Below are 24,084 nucleotides of genomic sequence, written 5' to 3' on the forward strand. Positions count from 1 at the left end.
GGAGAAATTGAATATGGAGAAGAAAGCATTACGAATCGAGAGTAGATTAGCACAGATTGGATCCATCGAAGAACCAGTGACTGGGGCAGTTAATTTCCCGATTTATCAAGCGACAGCTTTTCGTCATCCTCAATTAGGAAAGAGTACTGGTTTTGACTACTCCCGTACCAAGAATCCGACACGTCAAGTGTTAGAGGACGCTTCTGCACAATTGGAATCGGGCGATGATGCTTTTGCTTGTAGCTCAGGAATGGCTGCGTTGCAGACCGTGTTTGCCTTGTTTGGACAAGGGGATCATCTTATTGTTTCGTTAGATTTATACGGTGGAACGTACCGATTGATAGAACGAGTCCTATCTAAATATGGCATTAGTGCATCGTATGTGGATACGAATGATATGGATGCGTTAGAGACTCACAGACGGTCCAATACCAAAGCCGTATTTATTGAAACACCAACCAATCCACTTATGATGATTACAGATATTCGAGCGGTATGTTCATGGGCACGTCAGCATCAATTACTGAGTATTGTTGACAACACGTTGATGACACCGCTATTCCAACGACCATTGGAATTAGGCGCAGATATTGTAGTTCATAGTGCCACAAAGTATTTGGGCGGACATAATGATGTGTTGGCCGGCCTAATTATTACCAAAGGTAAAGCATTGTCGGAAGAGATGTTCTTTTTGCATAATTCGATGGGTGCAGTACTTAGTCCATCGGATTCCTATCAATTGATGCGAGGAATGAAGACGTTAGCACTTCGTATGGAACGTCATGAGAGCAATGCGATTTCCATTGCTAAGTACTTAACGACACATCCTGCTATTGAGGCAGTATACCATCCGTATCTAGAAGGGCATCCGGGACGAGCTATTCAAGCGGAACAGTGCAGTGGCAACACAGGGATCTTCTCATTCAAAGTGAAAGATGCCCGCTACGTCGAGCCCATACTTAGACATATTCAATTAATTGCCTTTGCCGAAAGTCTTGGTGGCGTAGAATCCCTAATGACATATCCCGCCGTACAAACGCATGCTGATATTCCACTTGAGATTAGACAAGCTGTTGGCGTGGACGATAAGTTACTACGTTTCTCTGTAGGGATAGAGCATGTGGAAGATTTGATTGCAGATCTTGCAGGAGCATTAGAGGCGGCACGCGTAGAAATAGAAGGAGGGGAAAGCGTATGAGTGACCAACGGGATTCTGGAAATGAACAACCAACGAAGAAATTAAACTTTGCAACACGCTTGCTTCACTTTGGATCAGAAATCGATCGTACGACAGGTGCTTCCAGTGTTCCTATTTATCAAGCATCAACATTTCACCATGAGGATATATATAATCCACCAGAATATGATTATAGTCGATCAGGTAACCCTACACGTCAAGCGCTAGAAGATTATATCGCTGTGCTAGAGGGTGGAGTTCGTGGATTTGCATATTCATCGGGCATGGCAGCCATCTCAAGCACTTTTATGATCTTATCATCAGGAGATCATATTATTGTGACCGAGGATGTATATGGCGGCACATACCGTCTATTAACCTCTATTCTAAATAGACTTGGAATCGAGACTACTTTTGTAGATATGACGGATATAGAACTTGTTAAGAAAGCAATCAAGCCGAATACAAAAGCTGTATATATGGAGACACCTTCTAATCCGACGCTAAAGATTACAGATATAGCGACCATCACAGAATGGGCGAAAGAACATGAATTAATAACGATACTAGATAATACATTTATGACGCCATATTATCAACGACCGATTGAAATGGGTGTAGACATCGTATTACATAGTGCTACTAAATTTCTGAGTGGTCACAGTGATGTGTTAGCGGGTCTTGCCGTAGTTCGAACAGAAGCACTTGGGGCTTCGTTGAAGCAACTTCAGAATGGGCTGGGTACGGTGTTAGGTCCACAGGATTCATGGCTTCTTATTCGCGGAATGAAGACTTTGGAAGCTCGAATGAGACAAAGTGAGATCAGTGCAGGTCTATTGGCAACATGGTTGAGTGAAAGAACAGATATTACCAATGTATTCTATCCAGGACTAGCTGGACACCCAGGACGCGAAATCCATGAGACACAGTCTACTGGGTATGGTGCGTTGGTGTCCTTCGATGTAGGTTCAGGCGACCGAGCTAAACGAGTGCTTAACAAAGTTCAATTGCCATTAGTTGCGGTAAGTTTGGGTGCTGTCGAGAGTATACTTTCTTACCCAGCCATGATGTCACACGCCGCTATGCCTAAGGACGTTCGAGCAGAACGTGGGATCACAGATGGGTTATTACGATTCTCGGTAGGATTAGAGCACATAGACGATTTGATTGATGATCTCAATCAAGCACTTCAAGAAGAATAACAGTTTACAGCATCGCTCATAGTGGTGCTGTTTTTTCTTGTTATGAGTATGTTAATATATAGTAATGCACTAACATGTAGCTTAATTGAAATTAAAGGAGGTATCCTTCATGAATACGGTGGACCGTATCCTGGATAAAGCAATACAAGGCGAGCGTCTTAATCTCGAAGAAGGTGTAAGGTTATTTGAAAGTGACGAAATTGAGAAGTTGGGACATACCGCAGATATACTGATGAAGCGGATACATCCTGAACCCATTACGACCTTTGTTATCGGTCGTAATATTAACTATACGAATTTTTGTGATACATATTGTCGATTTTGCGCTTTTTATAGAGCCCCAGGTTCAAGTGAAGGGTATGTGCTATCTGATGATGCCATCTATCAGAAGATTCAAGAGACGCAGGATGTTCATGGTACAGAAATTCTAATGCAAGGTGGAACCAATCCAGACCTTCCGTTCGATTATTATACAAATCTTCTTAAAGGTATTAAACAACGATTCCCTAATATTACAATGCATTCCTTCTCACCTGCTGAGATTCGTAAGATGCAAGAGGTGTCTGGACTATCCTTAGAAGAAGTTGTTCGTGAACTACATGAAGCTGGACTTGACTCTCTTCCTGGAGGAGGTGCTGAAATTCTAGACGATCGTATTCGTAAGAAGATCAGCCGACTGAAAGGAACTTGGCGTGATTGGATGGACGTCATGCAAGTTGCCCATAAGCAAGGTATGAACACGACGGCAACGATGGTAATCGGATTCGGCGAGACGATGGAAGAACGAGCGTTACACATGTTGCGTATTCGTGATGCGCAAGATGAATGTATACACAATAAGTATAACTCCAAAGGCTTCACGGCATTCATTCCCTTTACTTTCCAACCGGATAATACGAACTTTGTAAGAGAACGTGAAACACCAGAGGCTTATCTCAAAACAGTTGCTGTAGGTCGTATTTTACTCGATAATGTACCGAATCTACAGTCATCATGGGTAACAATGGGCCCTGAAATTGGTAAGTTATCTTTAAGTTATGGCTGTAATGATTTCGGTAGCACGATGATGGAGGAGAATGTGGTGTCATCCGCAGGTGCAGTCCATAAAGTCAATATTGAATCCATCATTGGACTCATTCGTGAAGCAGGTAAAATACCAGCACAACGTAATACGAAATATGATATTTTGAAAATATTTGAAGAAGGAACTAAAGTCGATCGTGATTTCGTTATGCAAAATTAAGTAGTAACTTCACACATTTGAGAAATGTTAGCTTGTTTTCCACTAACCCCTTCCGTATAACCTTTGTTCTGGCACCATATACTTAACAAGGATAACGAAAGGAGTGATCTCCATGATTTTCAGCATATCAGCTTCGACAGTGACATCAGATGAGGAAATGACATTCCAACGGATAGTAACAAGATTCAATGAAGAATTACATAAGAAATACAAATCATTACAATTGAGTTGTGTTTCTAATGGAGGAACTTCATATTGGAACTGCATAGGAAATGGACAGAGATCATTCAAGGGTGAAAGTCTACTCTATATTTATCAACAAGCGGCAAAAGCTACTGCCGAACTTGTGTTAGAAATAAAGGAACAACACATCATTAGATCCTTGATTCGCAATGAGTTCAAGTTCTCGGAGAAAGAGGATTGTGAACAAATTGTTCAACATTGTATAGCTCAATTAGAGAAAGGCACGGATTCCTGGAATCCTTCATGGAACCGGCGATTCCTAATGTTAGCGAAGAGTCTGCAGAAATGCCTGCTTGAGAATAATGAATTAAATATTGATGGGTTTGTTTCGTTTCGACTTCAGGAATATGGTAAGGAACTAAGGGAAGTCGTGGAATATTCAGTGGATGAGTTCTTAGTGGATCAACAGTACGAAGAATTTGTTGGATTGCTTAAATATTATGTTTATTTTCAACAACCTCAAATACCTATGGCTCATGTTGTTTATACAGGTGGAAGAGAACTGTTGTTGTTCGACGAGAAGATGAATCCGCTGGAGTGTAACAATGATGAATCCGTGTTTCTAGAAAGAATAAATCAACAGGATATGGAAATGGAAGATGCTGTTGTGAATACACTGATATCTGTATCGCCTGCAAAATTAGTCATTCATACTCGAGATGTGCAAATGCCTGTTATTCAAACAATCATTCATATTTTTGAGAAAAGAGTGAAGATCTGTCACTATTGTCCCAAATGTCATGCTTTCTTTAAGGAGAAGGAGAAGATTTAACTTGACGTTCGGTGTAAGCTAGCACTATAATAATTGTTAAATTCATTAATGGCTTTGAGAAAGATATGGATGATCGAGATATGGACTGTTCAGAGAGAGGGAACATAGGCTGCAATTCCCTTCAGTAACCGACGATCATTTACCCCTTTGGAGCCGCGATTATGAACTTCTTCTTGAAGGAATGAGAAGAATAGTAAGAATCGCCGGATCATTACCGTTAAATAATGCTGATGAAGGACACGACTTTACATTCACATTTAATACGAATGTATATTCAACTGTTAAATTAGGGTGGAACCACGGGTATAAACACTCGTCCCTTGACCGGGATGGGTGTTTTTTTTGTTGTCTTTTTTTGAAGTCTAGAAAGAACTTAGGAGGAATTGAAATGGCAGTAAATATCAAGTTGCCGGACGGTTCAGTTCGGGAATACGCCGAAGGTAGCAGTATTGAAGATGTAGCATCATCGATTAGTAGCGGTCTGAAGAAAAGTGCCGTAGCGGGTAAACTTAATGGCGTTGTTGTGGATTTATCGACAGTATTAGAAGAAGGCGCACTTATTGAAATCGTGACGTTGGATTCGCCAGAAGGAATAGAAGTGATGCGTCATAGCACGGCACACGTGATGGCACAAGCTGTGAAGCGTTTGTACGGTAATAAAGAAGTACAGCTAGGTATTGGCCCCGTCATAGAGGATGGCTTCTACTACGACATGGATTTGGAACATGCCATTAATCCAGAGGATTTACAAAAGATAGAGAAGGAAATGGATCGCATCATTGGTGCGAACTTACCTATCACACGCAGAGAAGTTAGTCGTGAAGAAGCATTACAAATCTTTGGTGAACTTGCTGATCCATACAAGATTGAACTCATTAACAATCTGCCTGAAGATAGCGTCATTTCTATTTATGATCAAGGTGAATTCTTTGATCTATGTAGAGGTCCACATCTTCCATCGACAGGAAAGATTAAAGTATTCAAATTAATGAATGTTGCCGGGGCATATTGGCGCGGTGATAGTAAGAACAAAATGCTTCAACGCATATATGGTACAGTGTTTCCGAAAAAGGCTCAATTGGATGAGTATTTACACTTCTTAGAAGAAGCCAAAAAACGTGATCATCGTAAATTGGGGAAAGAACTTAAAATCTTTACCTTCTCACCATTAGTAGGTCAAGGTCTTCCAATGTGGTTGCCAAAAGGGGCAAAACTTCGCCGGACGCTTGAACGTTATATTGTTGACATGGAAGAAAGCTTAGGATATCAACATGTCTATACACCGGTGTTAGGTAATGTCGATCTTTATAAAACATCAGGACACTGGGAGCACTATCAAGACGATATGTTTCCTGCTATGGAGTTAGATAATGAAGAATTAGTTCTTCGTCCGATGAATTGTCCTCACCATATGATGATCTATAAGAGTGATATGCATAGTTACCGTGATCTACCGATCCGAATTGCAGAGCTTGGTACACAACATCGTTACGAGATGTCCGGAGCATTAACAGGTCTACACCGTGTTCGTTCCATGACACTGAATGATGCCCATATCTTCTGTCGTCCAGATCAGATTAAGGACGAATTCAAACGTGTCGTTACATTAATCCAAAAGGTATATGAAGATTTCGGAATCAAAGAGTACCGTTTCAGATTGTCATATAGAGATCCTCAAGATGTAGAGAAGTATTGGCCAGATGATGCTATGTGGGAAAATACACAACGAATTCTTCGTGAGGTTGTGGAAGAAATGGGTCTTCCTTTTTATGAGGCAATAGGTGAGGCAGCGTTCTACGGGCCTAAACTCGATGTACAGGTTAAAACAGCACTAGGCAAGGAAGAGACATTGTCTACAACACAGATTGATGTGCTATTACCAGAACGATTTGAATTAGAATATGTTGGTGATGATGGACTGAAGCATCGTCCTGTCGTTATTCACCGCGGTATCCTTGGAACGATGGAACGAATGACAGCATTCCTATTGGAGAATTTCGCAGGTGCGTTACCACTGTGGTTATCTCCTGTTCAGGTAAAGGTCATTCCGGTATCTACTGCCTTTGATACTTATGCGAATGAAGTTGTTGACAAGCTGAAGCTAAGCGGAGTTGCTGTTGAAGCGGACTTACGTAACGAGAAGCTTGGATACAAGATCCGTGAGAGCCAATTGGAGAAAACACCATATATGTTCGTTGTTGGTGAGAATGAAATGAACAGTCAAAGCGTTTCTATCCGTAAACGTGGCGAAGGTGACATTGGAGTTAACGCTTTGGATGAGGCTATTGCCATGCTGAGAGATGAAATAGACAATCATCGAATTTCTTAATTATTGAATAAGAATCACCGATTATCCTCTGTTATATGATGGACATTTGAAGCTGAACGTTCAATTTGTGAGTCCATCACATGTATAGTTATCTGTTTATTTGGGAACTCTCCATAGTAAGGGGGAGATTTTCAAATGAAACGGGTAACAACATGGCAGAGGATTTTGTTATGTGTAATGTTGATAAGTTTGTCTGTGGGGGAGCAGAGTTTGTATGCCTTGAGGAGTTATGCATCATGTTATGAGCTAGGTATACCTACGAATGTATGTTATGAGTACCAGCCAACCGAAAATGTAAAAGTGAAAACCAACACAACGATAGATAAGAAAGCCGTTTCCGTATCAGCACCTAATCAAGAGCAGGTTATTCGTACGGTAAAGGTTGTAGCTACGGGGTATACTGCTGGTTATGAATCAACGGGTAAAAAACCAAATCATCCGCAATATGGCATCACCTATTCGGGAGTTAAAGTACAGCGCAATAAGAACAAAGTATCTACTATTGCCGCAGATCCTAAAGTATTCCCTTTAGGAAGTATTCTGTATATTCCAGGTTATGGTTATGGCATCGTGGCAGATACCGGTTCGGCAATCAAAGGTCATAAGATAGATCTGTACTTTGCAACTACCAAACAGGTATATAAAGAGTGGGGAAAAAAGGATGTTCATGTGCAAGTCATTAAACGCGGGAATGGTAAATGTACTGAGACAATGATCAAAAGACTTGGGGCAGCCATTGAGACATATAAATCATTACCGGCTTCTGTGTTAGAAGAGGCTGTCTAATATAACGAAAAGGTTCTACCCAAGATCCACTCATGATGTGAGGAAATATAAATGAATAATCTTCTATGAGAATGACATACTAAGGACTGGGAAATGACACAAACCCAATTGAAGGTATCCATTAACACAACTCATCAGGAGGTGAATACTCATTATGAAAGATCAAAACCAAGGAATGAACTCGAAATCAAAAAAGGTTCAAGAGAACTACAAAACACCAAATGAAAAGTTCAATGCTGAATTTGCTGAAGAAAACGGAAAGATTCAGAAGAAAAGTAAAGTGCAAGAAAATTACAAAACTCCAAATGAAAAGTACAATGCGGAGTTCGAGTCTCAAAACTAAATGCTATGAATTGAAATGAAACATATTTAGTGTTGTAGCGGAAAATGTCCTGTCGGTTTACCGGCATGGGCATTTTTTGTTGTTATCCGCTTGTGTCTCCGTCTATAGACGGAGAACAAATCATACTTTGGCATGTTTGCGAAATGATGCGTCTATTGTACACTTGAAATAACAAACAACAAATGAGAAATGGGGAGTTGAATATGAGAAAAGGATGGTTCGATCAATTCTTCGGTGGTTTTGTACTTATTGCGATTGGAATCCTGTTTATTCTTCAACAAATGGATATCATAGATATTAGTATTGGGTCTATTGTTTCGACGTATTGGCCGCTTCTATTGATCTATGCAGGTATCAAACATCTAATGCCAAGTCGCAAGGAAGGAAATTCGATGTTGCTTGGATTTATATTTATTGCGGTTGGAGGTTATTTTCAAGCACGAGCATTGAATTGGATATACCTAACGCCAGGCGACTTTTTTAAATTTCTTGTTCCATGCTTTTTAATTATGGCTGGCCTAGTTGTCATGTTTAAGCCACAACATAAGGGTGCCAATGCAAAGAGATCTCCAGTTGATCGCTATATGGAGCCTCCTGAACCGAGTGAATTACCTAGTCTATCTTATATAACAGATCTACCTAAAGGAGAATCCCAATCATCCCTAGATCAGCAATTTGAGGAAAAGTTCGGTAAGTCCTTTGGAAATGATGATGCAGATACCTATCATGGGGATAACGACCCAAAACGTAGTTCTACAAATCATAGCGATGATAATGATAAAGTGAATAAGTCGACTTTTATTGGAGATATTCAAATGGGTCATGAATACTTCGAGCTGAAGCCTACGAATATATCCCAGTTCATTGGTGACACGGTACTTGATCTAACAAAAGCTCAGATCCCTTATGGTAAGACCAAGATTAACATTTCTGCATTCATTGGAGATATCAAAATATATATTCCAGACGATATGGATCTAGGTATCCGAATTAATGCCAGCTCATTCATAGGTGATATGTCCATCTTGTCTGAGGCGAAAAGTGGATTTATTAGCAACATCTCTTCTACCACACCTTATTATAAAGAAGCCAACAAGAAAATCGTTATTAATATTAGTGCTTTCATAGGTGATATTAAAGTGAATACGGTGGCTTAAATACATGATGAAAATAATGAGAAGCACGAAATGGTTACTATTGTTGTATTTCTTATTAAGTGGAATTGTGATGGCTGGAGTTATCTATGCTTGTAGTTATATGGGATATATTGTGATCAAGGATAGCAGGATGTGGATATATTATTTAATGGGAACGATTCTGTTCACGGTTATTATTGGTTATATGGCTGGACGACGTATTCAACGTGCGATTGATATATTGGAGCTTCATATGCTGCAAGTGGCGAAAGGCAACTTATCTATGCGTATGCCGCTTGCGGAAGATTACTCTTTTGCAAGGGTATATCACGAATTCAACATAATGATGGATGCCGTGGAGAAGAAGATGAGATTATTACAACGATTAGGTGAAAGAGAAGTGATGGAGAAGGAAAAGGCAGCAGAGAATGGCGTGATAGAAGAACGTCGTAGGATGGCGAGAGACCTTCATGATACGGTGAGTCAACAGCTGTTCGCCATACATATGTCGGCCTCTGCGCTACCAAGAGTCTTGGAACATAGCGAGGAACAGGGAAAGATGGTTCTGGCACAACTTATAGAAATGTCGCATATGGCGCAGAAACAAATGAGGGCGCTCATTGCTCAGCTCCGTCCTGTTGAGCTTGAAGGTAAGAGTCTTGCTGAAGCGCTTGAGAAGTGGTTCCCAGACTACTGTCGTCAGAATGGACTAAAAGGCATGAAGGAACTTGAGATGATAGGGAATATGTCGGAAGCGATTGAACATCAATTGTTCCTCATTATTCAAGAGGGTATGGCTAATATTGTTAAGCATGCCCAAGCGGATTTAGTGAGTATGTCCATACGTGAAGGCGTGAACCAAGTGGTTCTCAGTCTTAGTGATGACGGTCAGGGATTCCAGGGTGGCATACAGAAGCAGGGCTCCTACGGCCTAATTACAATGCGTGAAAGAGCTGAGAAGTTGGGCGGTCATGTAGATATCATTAGCAAAGAGGGCGCGGGTACAACGATTAGAGTACATATACCTAAATTCGCAACAACGCAAACAGAACTCGAAGATATTAAGATGAGGGGAGACGCGTGAGCATGGGAGAGAAGATTACAATATTGCTTGTTGATGATCATGATATGGTTAGAATGGGACTGAAGACATATTTAATGATGGATCCTAAATTCGAAATTGTAGGTGAAGCGAAGGATGGACAAGAAGCTCTTGACAAGCTAAGAGATGAATTGTCACAATGCCTACCTAATTTAATACTGATGGACTTAATGATGCCTGTTATGAATGGTGTTGAGACAACTAAGGCTGTGTTAAAAGAGTTTCCTGGATTGAAAATTGTTATTCTTACCAGTTTCCTTGAAGATCACCTCGTCGTAGAGGCTATTGAAGCTGGAGCAGTTAGTTATGTGTTAAAGACCATTTCAGCAGATGAATTAATCTATGCCTTACAGGGAGCGTATCGAGGTATGCCAGTCATGACAGGGGATGTATCCCAAGCCCTAACCCGAGGAGTACGTAAACGGATGGTTGAGGAGGATTCTTCACATCTAACAGAACGCGAGAAAGAGGTTCTTCTCTTAATTGCAGAAGGTACAAATAATAAGAATATTGCCGAAGAGTTACATATCAGTATTAAGACGGTAAAAACACATGTTAGCAATCTGTTAATGAAATGCGAATTGGATGATCGTACCCAACTGGCTATTTACGCACATCGAAATGGGATGGTTTAAGTATCATATAATCTACATAGTTTAAATGAACTATGTTTTATCTGCCGTTAAATTGTTTTTAATGTCACTTTAAGGTTCATAGTACATGATAAGAACAGTTAAATAATATCCCGCTCACGATCGTGGGCTTAGGGCTATAGGAGGCAATAAAACATGGACGAACGCGATAATAAATTTGGACAGTTGGATGACGAGTTGGATCGAGATATGGGAAAAGGTCACGAACCTTCAGATGCAGGTTCTTCCTATTATTATTCTCACGGACCATTTCAATCTATAGGCAAAGATAACCATGCCGATTCAGGTGAATATAAAGATCAACAGAATGTTGAGATCACACCTCCACAACCACTACGTCATTTGCCAGTAGAGGATTCGTTCCAATCACGTAATTCCCGAGGTGGGGGCAATAACAGTAATGGCTCTAATGGGAATTGGCAGTATAACCAAAAGCCAAAAAGTTCAGTCAAAACGATATTGATCTCATTCTTAGCGGGTATGGTAGTGATTACATCATTGATGTTTACGGCGGATCGTATGAACTTGTTCACGCCTGATTCGACAATCACAGCGATTGCACCCGTAGACTCGAATAAAGGTGTAGCCGCATCTCTTCCATTATCGAATCCAGGAGATGTCTCGACGGTATTTAAACAAGCTAGTCCAGCAGTGGTGAAAATTGCGACATTTGTGAAGTCTGGAAATGTGAAGCAGACGAATCCATATTCGAATGATCCATTCTCTTACTTCTTCGGTGACCAATTCGGTGGTAGTAGCCGTAACAAAGATGAAGGTTCTTCATCTGCAACCCCTTCAGATTCTGATAAATTAATTGCTTTTGGCATAGGATCAGGATTCATCTATAATGCAGAGGGTTATATCCTAACGAATCAGCATGTCATTGATGGTTCGGACGTGATTCAAGTCACGATTGAAGGCAATACTAAACCATATGAAGCTAAGTTGCTTGGGTCTAGCAAAGAACTTGATTTGGCTGTCTTAAAGATTGAAGGAGATAATAAATTCCCAATTGTTCCGATGGGTAATTCGGATACAGCAATGACGGGCGAGAATGTTGTAGCTATTGGTAATCCACAAGGATTCGACCATACGGTTACATCAGGTGTACTCAGTGCGAAAGAACGTACGATTGATATAGCTGAAAAAGATGGTAGTGGAACTCGTAAGTATGAACATTTATTACAAACCGATGCATCGATCAATCCTGGTAATTCAGGTGGCCCTCTTCTCAATCTAAATGGAGAAGTGATCGGGATGAATGTTGCAGTTAGTGCGGATGCACAAGGTATTGGATTCGCTATACCTACGAGTGTGATTACAAGCGTATTGGATAAGCTTGAGAATAATCAAGAGATTCCTAAAGAACCTATTCCATTCATTGGTGCATCTTTAATTACATTGACTGATGAAGTGGCTAAACAAATGGAAGCTACGGTAAAAGAAGGATCTGTCGTAGCAGAAGTTATTTATAAATCACCTGCTTATGTAGCTGATCTTAGACCGTATGATATTATTACTGGAATCAATGGTACGAACTATGCATCAAGCCAAGATCTCATTGACTTCATTCAGACACAAGCAATCGATACTGAAATCACACTTCATATTATAAGAGACGGCAAAAAGATTGAACTGCCTTTAAAGATTGGCGATCGTAACGGGTTTGACGTTTCTGCAACACGTAAATAAGAGGAATGGACCAAATAGCGAAAGGGATACTCCCCTTTCGCTATTTATACGCAGTTATATAGCAAGTTGGGTTGCACTTGGTTACAATAAATAGATGAAGATGATATAAGAATCACGATACGTTTATAGTAAAGGGGTAGTAATCCATGCGTTCGACTATTTTATTAATTGATGATGATGAGAAGATTATTTCCATGTTACGTAGAGGCTTAGCTTTTGAAGGATACGATGTATTAACAGCGGCTAATGGTGCAGATGGTTTGAATATGCTACTAAAGAGTGAACCAGATCTAGTTGTGCTCGACGTCATGATGCCCAAAATAGATGGGTTTGAAGTGTGTCGACGCATTCGTGAAGGAGGTAGTCACATCCCCATTCTCATGTTGACTGCTAAGGATGAGATTGAACATCGTGTGAAGGGATTAGATCTTGGCGCTGATGATTATTTAGTGAAGCCTTTTGCATTAGAAGAACTTCTTGCTCGTGTACGAGCACTCCTTCGTCGTAAGCCAGAACCTAATGAACAAGGTGGGCAAATACTGAGTTATGAAGATATTATAGTAGACTTGGATGCCAGAGAAGTGCTTCGGTCTGGTATTCGGTTGGAACTTACGGCAAAGGAATTCGAATTGTTATATTTATTTATGCAGAATCCCAAACGTGTGTTATCTCGGGATTTGATTATGGACAAGATATGGGGTTATGACTATAGTGGTGAGTCCAATGTGCTGGAAGTATATATTGCCATGCTTCGTCAAAAAGTAGAGGAACATGGAGGTAAGCGTGTTATCCAAACGATCCGAGGAGCTGGATACATTCTAAGAGGAGATACATAACATGTCCATTCGATTTCGACTAACCGCTTGGTATTCCGCCATTCTAGCGGTCACATTCATTATATTTGGATCTGCCATTTATGGTGTTATTTACTTCAATACCTACAATGAAGTGGAGAAACGAATTTATCAACAATTGAAAAAAATTGATCCATCTATTGTTGTAGATATCAAGACAGGAGAATTTAACTTTACATTTAAAACCCCTAGTAACTTTCAAGAAGCGCAAATCTTTGCCCAGATTTATGATTATTCTAGGGGTATGAATTTGCCGGATCATAACTTGAAGAGTTTCGGGATGGAGATTCCAATTCCACCTGGTGACCCTGAAGACATCGTGAACGAGATTCGTTCGGTGCAGATTGATGGGAAGCCATTCCTTGTATACCAGCAGCCTATTTCTGCCTATCAAGGTGGGCCTATCGTAGCCCTTCTGCAAGTCGCTGCATTTACAGGACCTGAACAGAATTTATTTAACTCGCTCAAGAGTATTCTTATTATGGGATCGGCGATTATGATCATAATTGCATCAAGCTTCGGCCTATTTCTGGCACATAAATCTATACGACCTATAGGCAAAGTAATTGAGGCTGCGAATCAGATACAAAAAGGTGCGGATCTTAGTTTGCGTATTGAATATAATGGTCCCCAAGATGAAATTGGTCAACTTATCGGCACTGTAAATGACATGTTAGGTCGTATGAATGGATTCTATAAAGAATTGGAAGATGCGTATGCGGCTCAACGGCGTTTCGTATCCGATGCTTCGCATGAACTTAGAACACCGCTAACCACGATTCGGGGCAATGTAGATTTACTTCAAAAGATATGGACGAATGAACCGGAAGATCGCCCTAATATAGATGAAGAGACGATGCAACTGATGTCTAGCGAGGCTCTAAGTGATATAGCGGATGAAGCTAAAAGAATGAGCCAACTCGTAAGTGACATGCTCTCCTTAGCGCGTGCAGATACAGGACAGACCTTTGATAAGTCGCCCGTTCCTCTAGAGCCATTGGTACAGGAGGTAGCGCGTCGCGTGAAGTTCCTTCCGCATGAAGCGGAGTGGATTGTAGGTAATTTAACGACTTTAAATGGTGTATACGTTCTCGGGAATAAGGACTATTTGCAACAAATGTTATTTATATTTATTGAGAATGCTTTTAAATATACGCCAGAAGGACAAGTATCTTTAGATGCTTTTCGCTATAAAGACCAAATAGGATTACGCATTGCAGATACAGGAATTGGAATGAATAAGGAAGATGTCCCCCTAATATTTGAACGTTTCTATCGTGCTGATCAATCTAGAGGTGTGACAGAGGGGATTGGATTAGGATTATCTATCGCCAAATGGATCATTGATGAAATGGATGGCTCTGTGGAAGTGGTAACGAGACATAATGAAGGAAGTACCTTTATTATCTGGTTGCCTATGATCTTTCCAGTCCCTTTGGAATAAGGTATACTTAATGAAAAGGTAAGCTAACGAAAAGAGGTTATTCGCATGGAAGTACTCAAAATTTCTCCAAGAGGATATTGTTATGGTGTTGTCGATGCCATGGTTCTTGCCCGTCAAGCTGCTCAGAATTTAGATCTTCCTCGTCCTATATATATACTGGGCATGATTGTTCATAACAGTCATGTTACAAATTCATTTGAAGACGATGGCATAATTACATTGGATGGTGCGAACCGTCTTGATATATTGGATAAAGTAGAGAGTGGAACAGTTATCTTTACGGCACATGGTGTTTCTCCAGAAGTGCGTAAAATCGCAAGAGATAAAGGGTTAACAACGGTGGATGCGACTTGCCCAGATGTCACTAGGACGCATGTCCTTATTGAAGAAAAGGTGAACGACGGGTTTGAAATTATTTATATTGGTAAAGGTGGCCATCCGGAGCCAGAGGGTGCGATGGGTATTGCTCCAGAGCATGTTCATCTTATTGAAAAAGAAGAAGATATTCCTCTTTTGAATCTAGATACGACACGTATTGTTATTACGAATCAGACGACGATGAGTCAATGGGATATTAAACATATTATGAAGAAGCTGATAGAAAAGTTCCCTACGGCTGAGGTTCACAATGAGATATGCTATGCAACGCAAGTACGTCAAGAGGCTGTTGTTGAGCAAGCAGGTCAAGCAGATCTTCTTATTGTAGTCGGTGACCCGATGAGTAACAATTCTAATCGCCTTGCACAAGTATCTGAGGAGATTGCGAAGGTTAAAGCCTATCGAGTAAGTGATGTAACCGAGGTGAAACTTGAATGGCTAGAAGGTATATCTAAGGTGGCCGTCACTTCAGGTGCTTCTACGCCAACACCGATTACGAAGGAAGTTATAGCTTATTTAGAACAATATGACCCAAGCAATCAGGAGACATGGGAAATCAAACGAACAGTGAATATGAAGAAGTTATTACCTCCTGTCAAAGCAAAGAGTAAACCTACAACCTAAACCATAAGTTAAATAATAAAGTGTAGGAGCCATTCTATCATGTGATGTTTACAGTGTAGAATGGCTCTTTGCTATATATGAATATTGTGAGTCATTTCCATAAGGGTCTTGACGATAAGAGGTTAGATCATGTATATTTACTTTACCACTTAAAAGCTTAAAAGCGTCTAAGCGTCTAAGTGTGTTAGCAAGTGAAGAGAAGTTAATTATTCATAATAAAGTTACGAGTGAATGTCGTTGCTTTTAAATAAAGGAAGGAAGTTGAGAATAATGATCGTTATTATGTCAAATGCAACACCTAGTGAACAAATTGAGGACATTGTGAAAGTGATTGAAAGAGAAGGATTAGCTGCGCATGTCTCTCAAGGTGAAGATCGTACGGTCATTGGTCTTATAGGGGGTGTAACCCCTAAGCTTGCGGAACATTTACGTCAGACGAAGGGAGTAGAGAATGTAGTTAAGATTTCTAAGTCGTATAAATTAGCTAGTCGTGAATTCCATCCTGAAGACACCGTTATTGATATTAAGGGTGTGAAGATTGGTGGGAAAGAGATTGTCATTATGGGTGGTCCCTGTGCTGTAGAGTCAGCCGAACAAATTGATGAGATTGCAAGATTAGTTAAAGCGGCTGGAGGCCAGGTGCTTAGAGGTGGTGCTTTCAAACCTCGCACCGGACCATACAGTTTCCAGGGTGTAGGTGTAGAAGGGCTTATCATGATGCAGGAAGCGGGAAAGAAACATGGCTTATTAACTATTACAGAAGTGATGACGCCAGAATATGTTGATGTTTGTGCGGAGTATGCAGATATATTACAGATCGGTACTCGAAATATGCAGAACTTCGACTTGCTTCGTAAGTTAGGCACTTGCGGGAAGCCTGTATTACTGAAACGTGGTTTCAGCGCAACATATGATGAACTACTAAATGCAGCAGAGTATATTCTTGCAGGCGGCAATCCAGATGTCATGCTCTGCGAACGTGGGATTCGGACGTTTGAACAATACACAAGAAATACACTTGATTTAACGGCGATTCCTGTACTGCAACATTTAAGTCATCTTCCTGTCATCTCTGACCCAAGCCATGGTACGGGACGACGTGAACTGGTTGAACCTATGTCTAAAGCATCTGTAGCTGCGGGTGCTAATGGATTAATTGTTGAAATGCATACGGACCCAGACAACTCCATGACAGGTGATGGTGTACAATCGCTATTCCCAGACCAATTCGCAGCATTGCTGAAGGATCTAGAGAAATTAGCCCCATTGGTTGGTAGAACCTTTAATACGGATAAAGAACCTGCTGATTTCTTTCTATCTAGAGTATAGATACAATAAGCCCATTCAATCTCGATTGATTATCGAAATGAATGGGCTTTTTAGCATATATATTACAGGAATTTATTTATATGCCTTTGCCCTATATTTAAGTTGACGATGTCTATATTCAGCTTTATAATGACCATATGCATGAGCAGAATGTGAACAATAATTATGATGTTCCATATAAATGTTCGGAAATAGGTAAGATTATGAGGAATAGACTTGCTGGGATGCTTCAAGACTGCTATTATAACGATATTAAATTAAAAGATAGAGAAAGGGTGGGGAGTACTAATGAATAAGAGAGCCTACAATTTTAATGCGGGACCTGCTGCACTACCAATCGAAGTTCTGGAACGCGCACAAGCTGAGTTTGTGGATTTTAGAAATACAGGAATGTCGATTATGGAGATGTCACATCGAGGTAAAGTATACGAAGAAGTTCACAATGAAGCGGAAAGTCGTCTGCTCTCATTACTTGGTGGAGTGAAAGGGTATAAGGTGCTTTTCTTGCAAGGTGGGGCCAGTACACAGTTCGCTATGCTTCCTATGAATTTACTATCTAAAGATAAGGTTGCTAGTTATGTCCATTCCGGTAGTTGGGCAGATAAAGCGATTAAAGAAGCTAAATTAATTGGTCAGACGCAAGTCGTTGCTTCCTCTGAAGCTAATAAATTCATGTCGATACCTGATCTGAGTCAGTTGCAACTATCTGATGAAACGGCATATCTACATGTCACATCTAATGAGACTATTGAAGGAACGCAATATCAATCTTATCCGGATACAGGAAAGATTCCGTTAATAGCGGATATGTCGAGTGATATTCTGAGCCGCCAGATTGATCTGAATCAATTCGGAATTATTTACGCAGGTGCACAGAAGAACCTTGGTCCTTCAGGTGTAACTGTTGTTATTGCAAGAGAAGACTTGATCACTGAATCACCAAAGGATATTCCAACGATGTTCCGTTACAATACGCATCTATCCAATAACTCGTTATACAATACGCCTCCTGCGTTCTCTGTATACATGGTAAATGAAGTACTGAAATGGATTGAAGAGAAGGGTTCGTTGGCTGGGATGGAGAAGCTTAATCGTGAGAAGGCACAATTAGTCTATGATACTATTGATAACAGTGGTGGATTCTATCGTGGTCCTGTTGAGATGAATAGTCGTTCTATTATGAACATAACATTCCGTCTAACCTCGGAAGATTTGGAGAAGCAATTCATTAAAGAATCGGAACAAGAAGGTTTCGTTGGACTTAAAGGACATCGCAGTGTAGGTGGTTTACGCGCTTCGATCTATAATGCTGTTCCTTACGAGAGTTGTAAGGCGTTAACAGACTTTATGATTCAATTTCAAAAGACAAACGGTTAATTGAAAACGATCATTCACATGATATTAAGTACTTTGTGCCCTTCACCTATGGTGAGGGGCTTTTGCATATCGGTCAAATGACGTTATAATAACTACAAATAGAAAAGGTGGAGGATGACATCATGGCATTACATATTGTGCTCGTAGAACCAGAAATACCAGCTAACACAGGCAATATCTCAAGAACATGTGCAGCAACAGGAGCTCATCTTCATTTGGTTCACCCGCTAGGATTTAATACCGATGATGCAGCAGTAAAAAGAGCAGGTCTAGATTATTGGCATGCTGTCCATATTGAGCATCATCAATCTTTTGAAGAAGTGCAAGAGAAGTATAAGGATAGTCGATTCTTTTACGCTTCCACAAAGGCAAAATTGAGATATAGTGACTTTAGATTTCAGGATGGAGACTTCTTAGTGTTTGGAAAAGAGACCAAAGGACTACCTGAAACATTGCTTGCAGCTAATCCCGATACTTGTATGAGAGTACCTATGGGCGACCAGGTCAGATCTCTAAATCTCTCCAATACGGCAGCAATTGTTGTTTACGAGGCGTTACGGCAACTTGATTTCTTTGATTTATATTAATTTTTTATATGTATAGCAGGATTCGACATAATTATATCGAACTATTAAATAATACCCATATTTTTAGATATGGCAATGTGATCTAGTACTTAAGAAGTGCTTTTTGTTCATATTATTATTAATTGTCGATAGGAGCGTGTGATACACCAATGAAACCTGCTGGAGTAGTACGTAAAGTAGATCAACTAGGGAGAATAGTCCTACCTAAATCACTGAGAAAGAGATATCAGATGAATGAGGGAGACCCTGTAGAGATTTTAGTCCAAGGAGATCATGTTATTCTAGAAAGATTTCGTCCCAAATGTGTGTTTTGTAATTCAAGCGAGGAAGTAAGCACGTATAAAGAAAAGTATGTGTGTGAACAATGCCAATCCGATATGTTGCAATTAATACAGGCCTAATATATAAAAAAGAAAGCATCGCGATATCGTCGCGATGCTTTCTTATGTACTTATGATTATAGACCTTTGGTTTTATCATCGTTATAGGATGATGTAAGGATGCCAGCCAAGAAGAGAACCAAGACTAGTGTAACAACCCAAAAAGTTAATGAAAAAGACATTAAGGACACCTCCCGTATAATTTCATTATACCTACAATGGTGATAAAAATAAACGATAGTCTAATAATAATTTTATAAATCATATAAATGGTATGATATCCGATATTTACGAATACTTTATTAATGCTGATGTCCTATAAAAAATGCATAGGAGGGCGGTATATGAAGTATTCTTTTGCAACCCGTACAGAACGTATTTCGTCATCATTAACGAACCAGATGAGGTTAAACTCTCAGCGTGGAACATTTATCTCACTAGCAGAAGACTGGCCGACGGCAGATATATTACCACATAGTGCTTTATCTGCTGCTACAAGAGATGTACTCAACCATGTATCACATACTTTAGAATGTGCTGATGTAGCGGGCTATACACCTCTTCGACAATGGCTACAGCTAGAATGGAAACAACATAAGCAGATGGATATAGACATGAATCAAATATTGGTTACCACGGGTAGTGAACAGGCGCTAGATTTACTAGCAACCACGTACATAAATGTTGGTGATACGGTTCTAATTGAGAATCCAACATCACCAAACAACTTGCAGATCTTAAGAATGAGAGGAGCAATTATTGTTCCGTTAGAGGTCGATGATGATGGCATACATATCCATCAGCTACTTGAATATATAGAAATTCATCATCCCAAATTCCTGCTGGTCACACCCAACTTTAATAATCCAACAGGCATGCTGTGGAGCTTGGAACGGCGCAAGCGAGTGCTAGAGATATGTCGAGAATATGAGATTCTCATTGTAGAAGATGACTCCTATGGAGAATTATATTATGAAGAGGGTAAGGAGAATGAATCGTTTGGCATAAGGTATCCTAGTCTATGTACACTGGATGATCACGGGAGAGGTGGACAAGTGCTCCAGATCGTATCCTTCAGTAAAATTGTCGCCCCGAGTCTCTCTACTGGCTTTGTCATCGGACCCAAAGAAGTCATCGAAGTGATGGCGGCTTCTAATCGATTCCTGAATCGGCAGTATGGCGATTTGAACCAACGCGTACTGTATGAATTATTGAAATCATCTACCTTTGATTGGCATGAACATTTAGCTGCCCTTAGACGTGAATTCCGTCATCGTCTAAAGTTAATGACGGAATTGCTGAAACGCCCAGCGTGGAGTAAAGCTACATATAAGCTTCCTTCGGGTGGGATGTTTCTATGGGTGCAACTGATCGATGGTCTGCCAAGTGACATTTTATTGAAATGTTCCATTAGCAAAGGAGCTACATTTGGTTTGGGAGAGCAATGCTATGTAGATCGAAAGAATGGATTGAATCTCATTCGTCTTAACTTTGCCCTTCCTAGACGAGATGAACTATTGCTTGGCATGCATCTTATTGGTGACGCAGTAACTGAATTCACGGCAAGAAGTTAACTTATATCCATATCCATCCCGTTGTCATTCGATGCTTTTATGACAGATTGATAAGTGATTAGATTCGTAACACCAGTGGGTGTAAGAACATACCGACCACGAGATACTCTTTCGAACCACCCATAGTAGTTCTTTTGCAAAATAGACGCTGCGTTGCCGATGCCTGTTGTATCACGTAATGAAGCGAGGGACAACCCGCTAGCATCCGCATCTCGTAGTGGAAGTGCGAGACGTAATGATTTCTCTCGATAAGAAGTGACTAGCTTCGTGCGATGGCTTCCGCCAACATTATAATCACCACTGCGTTCATGGAACTCATGGAGGATGCGTGATTGACGTTTGCTTTTCCTTTTCATAGTTGGAAGTTGGATGTTAGGCTCAATGAGTATCTCAACAAATGGGTTCTTAGTTTTATAAAAGGTAATCGTGATTAAACCGAGCCCTAGTCGTTCACAGAGCGCAGAGAGATCACTCCAACGTTGGTTAACAGCACCTCGTTTGGTTCGACTGCGTTCAACAGCTAAGTAGACGTTAGAGCTTATTTTGAGACGTTCCATCCCTTGCAGAAGTAGCGAGAGATTGAATGTCTTTTTCATTTCTATAATCAATGGATCGACGACCCCATCCTTTACACCAACCAGATCGCAATGGCGAACTTCGCCCTTAATGCTATACCCTTGTTGTTCAAAAAACATCTTCAAAGGTACGTATAATTCAGTTTCGTATTGTACAGCCATATCGATGCACCTCTCGAATTGATATCATCCGTCCGTAATAAAGAACCATTATACCATTTCACAAAAGACAAACTCCATATATTGAAAAAATAGGTCAACTAAAGCCGTTGTCTCGCATAGGTATGTAATACACTTTTTAAAAGAGATAGGATGTATGTCCATTCAGGTAGTTATACCAGGTCGAATTCACAACTTCGTTATAGGAGGTGCCAATCTTGGATATTTTTGAACGAGTGGCAGCGTATAAGGCAGAGACGGATCAGTTGGAATGGAGTGGCACGTGTAAAGAATATATTGAATTGCTACGTAAAGACCCAACACCGGCCATGACAGCACATGCCAGAGTGTATGAAATGATTAAATCGTATGGTTGTGTTGTCGTTAATGGGCATAAACGATATAAATTTTTTGAGCAGGAAATATTCGGTCTAGATATTGCGGTGGAGAAATTAGTGGAGGAATATTTCCATTCGTCTGCAAGACGACTAGATGTGCGTAAGCGTATACTTTTACTCATGGGTCCAGTAAGCGGAGGCAAGTCCACATTAGTAACCCTCTTAAAGCGTGGGATGGAGAAATTCTCAAAGACGGACCAAGGTGCTGTGTATGCTATTGATGGTTGTCCTATGCATGAAGAGCCCTTGCATCTTATTCCATTGGATCTTCGTCAGGAAGTCGAGAAGGAGCTAGGCGTGAGAATAGAAGGGAGTTTATGCCCTTCTTGTCAGATGAGATTGCAGACCGAATATAATGGTGACATCGAGAAGGTCAGAGTGAAACGAGTATTAATCTCTGAGGAAGGGCGCGTGGGGATTGGAACCTTTAGTCCTTCAGATCCCAAATCCCAAGATATAGCTGATTTAACCGGAAGCATAGACTTCTCCACCATTACGGAATTTGGTTCGGAGTCAGATCCAAGAGCGTATCGATTTGATGGTGAGTTGAATAAAGCTAACCGGGGGATTATGGAATTTCAGGAAATGCTGAAGTGTGACGAGAAATTCCTATGGAATTTGTTATCACTAACGCAAGAAGGTAATTTCAAAGCCGGAAGATTCGCATTAATTTCTGCGGATGAAATGATCATTGCACATACGAATGAATCCGAGTACAAATCATTTATTGGTAACAAAAAAAATGAGGCCTTGCAGTCACGTATGATCGTTATGCCGATCCCTTATAATTTGAAGGTAACCGACGAAGAGAAGATTTATGCGAAGTTAATAGATCAGAGTGATATGTTGCATATTCATATTGCACCACATGCTTTACGTGCTGCGTCGATCTTCTCGATCCTGAGTCGTCTCAAGGAGACAAAGAAACAAGGGATGGATCTTATTAAGAAGATGCGGATGTACGATGGTCAAGAAGTGGAAGGATATAAGGAAGCAGATCTTAGGGAGATGCAGAATGAATTTCTTGATGAAGGTATGTCTGGTGTTGATCCACGTTATGTCATTAACCGAATCTCCAGTGCGCTCATTAAACAGGATCTGCAGTGCATCAATGCGCTAGATGTACTTCGTGCCATCAAAGATGGGTTAGATCAACATGCCTCCATCTCCAAAGAAGAACGTGAACGATATCTTAATTTCATCGCGATTGCCCGGAAGGAATATGATGAATTGGCGAAAAAGGAAATTCAAAAAGCTTTCGTGTATTCTTTTGAAGAGTCAGCCAAAACATTATTCGAGAATTATCTAGATAATATTGAAGCATTCTGCAATTGGTCTAAGATTCGCGATCCGCTGACGGATGAGGAGATGGAGCCAGACGAAAGATTGATGCGTTCCATCGAAGAACAGATCGGTGTATCTGAGAATGCCAAGAAGGCGTTCCGTGAGGAAATCCTCATTAGAATCTCTGCTTATTCTCGTAAAGGTAGGAAGTTCGAATACAATCATCACGATCGGCTACGTGAGGCGATTGAGAAGAAGTTATTTGTTGATCTCAAGGATATTGTGAAGATTACGACTTCGACGAAGACACCCGATGCCAATCAGTTGAAGCGAATCAATGAGGTTAGTAAACGCCTCATCGAAGATCATGGATATTGCCCAACCTGTGCCAATGAGTTGCTGAAATATGTAGGAAGTCTATTGAATAGATAATAACATGGAAT

Annotated in this window: 21 protein-coding genes; 20 read left to right on the forward strand and 1 reads right to left on the reverse strand. The window is 40.5% G+C overall.

Annotation, left to right across the window (positions count from 1 at the left end):
- The first annotated feature begins 13 nt into the window (after window positions 1-13).
- The 19 genes from ACH8E3_RS07120 to ACH8E3_RS07210 all read left to right on the forward strand — a co-directional run bounded on the left by ACH8E3_RS07120 (window position 14) and on the right by ACH8E3_RS07210 (window position 21,225).
- Window positions 14-1,198 carry an aminotransferase class I/II-fold pyridoxal phosphate-dependent enzyme gene (locus ACH8E3_RS07120; RefSeq protein ID WP_458631922.1) on the forward strand — a complete coding sequence of 395 codons (1,185 nt, stop codon included), beginning with the start codon at window positions 14-16 and terminating at the stop codon, window positions 1,196-1,198.
- Entirely contained in the window at window positions 1,195-2,379 is a 1,185-nt protein-coding gene (locus ACH8E3_RS07125; RefSeq protein WP_458631923.1) for a trans-sulfuration enzyme family protein, read from the forward strand. The genes ACH8E3_RS07120 and ACH8E3_RS07125 overlap by 4 nt, the downstream gene beginning before the upstream one ends.
- Window positions 2,380-2,488: 109 nt before the next feature.
- Window positions 2,489-3,622 carry a cyclic dehypoxanthinyl futalosine synthase gene (gene mqnC, locus ACH8E3_RS07130; protein WP_458631924.1) on the forward strand — a complete coding sequence of 378 codons (1,134 nt, stop codon included), beginning with the start codon at window positions 2,489-2,491 and terminating at the stop codon, window positions 3,620-3,622.
- 112 nt (window positions 3,623-3,734) lie between these two features.
- A complete protein-coding gene (locus tag ACH8E3_RS07135) occupies window positions 3,735-4,637 on the forward strand; it encodes a putative sporulation protein YtxC (RefSeq protein ID WP_458631925.1) in 903 nt (300 codons plus the stop codon).
- Between the two features lie 388 nt (window positions 4,638-5,025).
- Window positions 5,026-6,966, forward strand: a complete 1,941-nt coding sequence (gene thrS, locus ACH8E3_RS07140) for a threonine--tRNA ligase (RefSeq protein ID WP_458631926.1) — start codon at window positions 5,026-5,028, stop codon at window positions 6,964-6,966.
- A gap of 135 nt (window positions 6,967-7,101) precedes the next feature.
- Complete coding sequence (locus ACH8E3_RS07145; RefSeq protein ID WP_458631927.1) at window positions 7,102-7,752, forward strand: 3D domain-containing protein; 651 nt, start codon at window positions 7,102-7,104, stop codon at window positions 7,750-7,752.
- Window positions 7,753-7,906: 154 nt separating this feature from the next.
- Window positions 7,907-8,095, forward strand: a complete 189-nt coding sequence (locus tag ACH8E3_RS07150; RefSeq protein WP_458631928.1) for a hypothetical protein — start codon at window positions 7,907-7,909, stop codon at window positions 8,093-8,095.
- Between the two features lie 203 nt (window positions 8,096-8,298).
- Window positions 8,299-9,252, forward strand: a complete 954-nt coding sequence (gene liaF, locus ACH8E3_RS07155; RefSeq protein ID WP_458631929.1) for a cell wall-active antibiotics response protein LiaF — start codon at window positions 8,299-8,301, stop codon at window positions 9,250-9,252.
- 4 nt (window positions 9,253-9,256) lie between these two features.
- On the forward strand, window positions 9,257-10,315 hold the full coding sequence (locus ACH8E3_RS07160; protein WP_458631930.1) for a sensor histidine kinase: 1,059 nt from the start codon (window positions 9,257-9,259) through the stop codon (window positions 10,313-10,315).
- A gap of 2 nt (window positions 10,316-10,317) precedes the next feature.
- Entirely contained in the window at window positions 10,318-10,968 is a 651-nt protein-coding gene (locus ACH8E3_RS07165; RefSeq protein ID WP_458631931.1) for a response regulator, read from the forward strand.
- Between the two features lie 153 nt (window positions 10,969-11,121).
- Entirely contained in the window at window positions 11,122-12,678 is a 1,557-nt protein-coding gene (locus ACH8E3_RS07170; protein WP_458631932.1) for a S1C family serine protease, read from the forward strand.
- Between the two features lie 146 nt (window positions 12,679-12,824).
- Window positions 12,825-13,514: a response regulator transcription factor gene (locus ACH8E3_RS07175; protein WP_458631933.1), complete on the forward strand. Its 690-nt coding sequence runs from the start codon at window positions 12,825-12,827 to the stop codon at window positions 13,512-13,514.
- A 1-nt stretch (window position 13,515) separates the two neighbouring features.
- Window positions 13,516-14,976: a sensor histidine kinase gene (locus ACH8E3_RS07180; protein ID WP_458631934.1), complete on the forward strand. Its 1,461-nt coding sequence runs from the start codon at window positions 13,516-13,518 to the stop codon at window positions 14,974-14,976.
- Window positions 14,977-15,021: 45 nt separating this feature from the next.
- A complete protein-coding gene (locus tag ACH8E3_RS07185) occupies window positions 15,022-15,978 on the forward strand; it encodes a 4-hydroxy-3-methylbut-2-enyl diphosphate reductase (protein ID WP_458631935.1) in 957 nt (318 codons plus the stop codon).
- A 270-nt stretch (window positions 15,979-16,248) separates the two neighbouring features.
- Window positions 16,249-17,307 carry a 3-deoxy-7-phosphoheptulonate synthase gene (aroF, locus tag ACH8E3_RS07190; protein WP_458631936.1) on the forward strand — a complete coding sequence of 353 codons (1,059 nt, stop codon included), beginning with the start codon at window positions 16,249-16,251 and terminating at the stop codon, window positions 17,305-17,307.
- 288 nt (window positions 17,308-17,595) lie between these two features.
- Window positions 17,596-18,684: a 3-phosphoserine/phosphohydroxythreonine transaminase gene (serC, locus tag ACH8E3_RS07195; RefSeq protein ID WP_458631937.1), complete on the forward strand. Its 1,089-nt coding sequence runs from the start codon at window positions 17,596-17,598 to the stop codon at window positions 18,682-18,684.
- 122 nt (window positions 18,685-18,806) lie between these two features.
- A complete protein-coding gene (gene trmL / locus ACH8E3_RS07200) occupies window positions 18,807-19,271 on the forward strand; it encodes a tRNA (uridine(34)/cytosine(34)/5-carboxymethylaminomethyluridine(34)-2'-O)-methyltransferase TrmL (RefSeq protein WP_458631938.1) in 465 nt (154 codons plus the stop codon).
- Between the two features lie 149 nt (window positions 19,272-19,420).
- Window positions 19,421-19,672 (forward strand): AbrB/MazE/SpoVT family DNA-binding domain-containing protein, encoded by a 252-nt coding sequence (locus ACH8E3_RS07205; protein WP_458631939.1) that lies wholly within the window; start codon window positions 19,421-19,423, stop codon window positions 19,670-19,672.
- A 323-nt stretch (window positions 19,673-19,995) separates the two neighbouring features.
- Window positions 19,996-21,225, forward strand: a complete 1,230-nt coding sequence (locus ACH8E3_RS07210; protein ID WP_458631940.1) for an aminotransferase-like domain-containing protein — start codon at window positions 19,996-19,998, stop codon at window positions 21,223-21,225.
- Here the strand turns inward: ACH8E3_RS07210 and ACH8E3_RS07215 are convergent.
- A complete protein-coding gene (locus tag ACH8E3_RS07215) occupies window positions 21,222-21,962 on the reverse strand; it encodes a DUF2161 family putative PD-(D/E)XK-type phosphodiesterase (protein ID WP_458631941.1) in 741 nt (246 codons plus the stop codon). The genes ACH8E3_RS07210 and ACH8E3_RS07215 overlap by 4 nt on opposite strands.
- Before the next feature lie 215 nt (window positions 21,963-22,177).
- Between ACH8E3_RS07215 and ACH8E3_RS07220 the strand changes: the two genes are divergently transcribed.
- Window positions 22,178-24,073 carry a PrkA family serine protein kinase gene (locus ACH8E3_RS07220; protein ID WP_458631942.1) on the forward strand — a complete coding sequence of 632 codons (1,896 nt, stop codon included), beginning with the start codon at window positions 22,178-22,180 and terminating at the stop codon, window positions 24,071-24,073.
- Window positions 24,074-24,084: the final 11 nt, after the last annotated feature.

Source organism: Paenibacillus sp. CMAA1364, assembly GCF_054373195.1.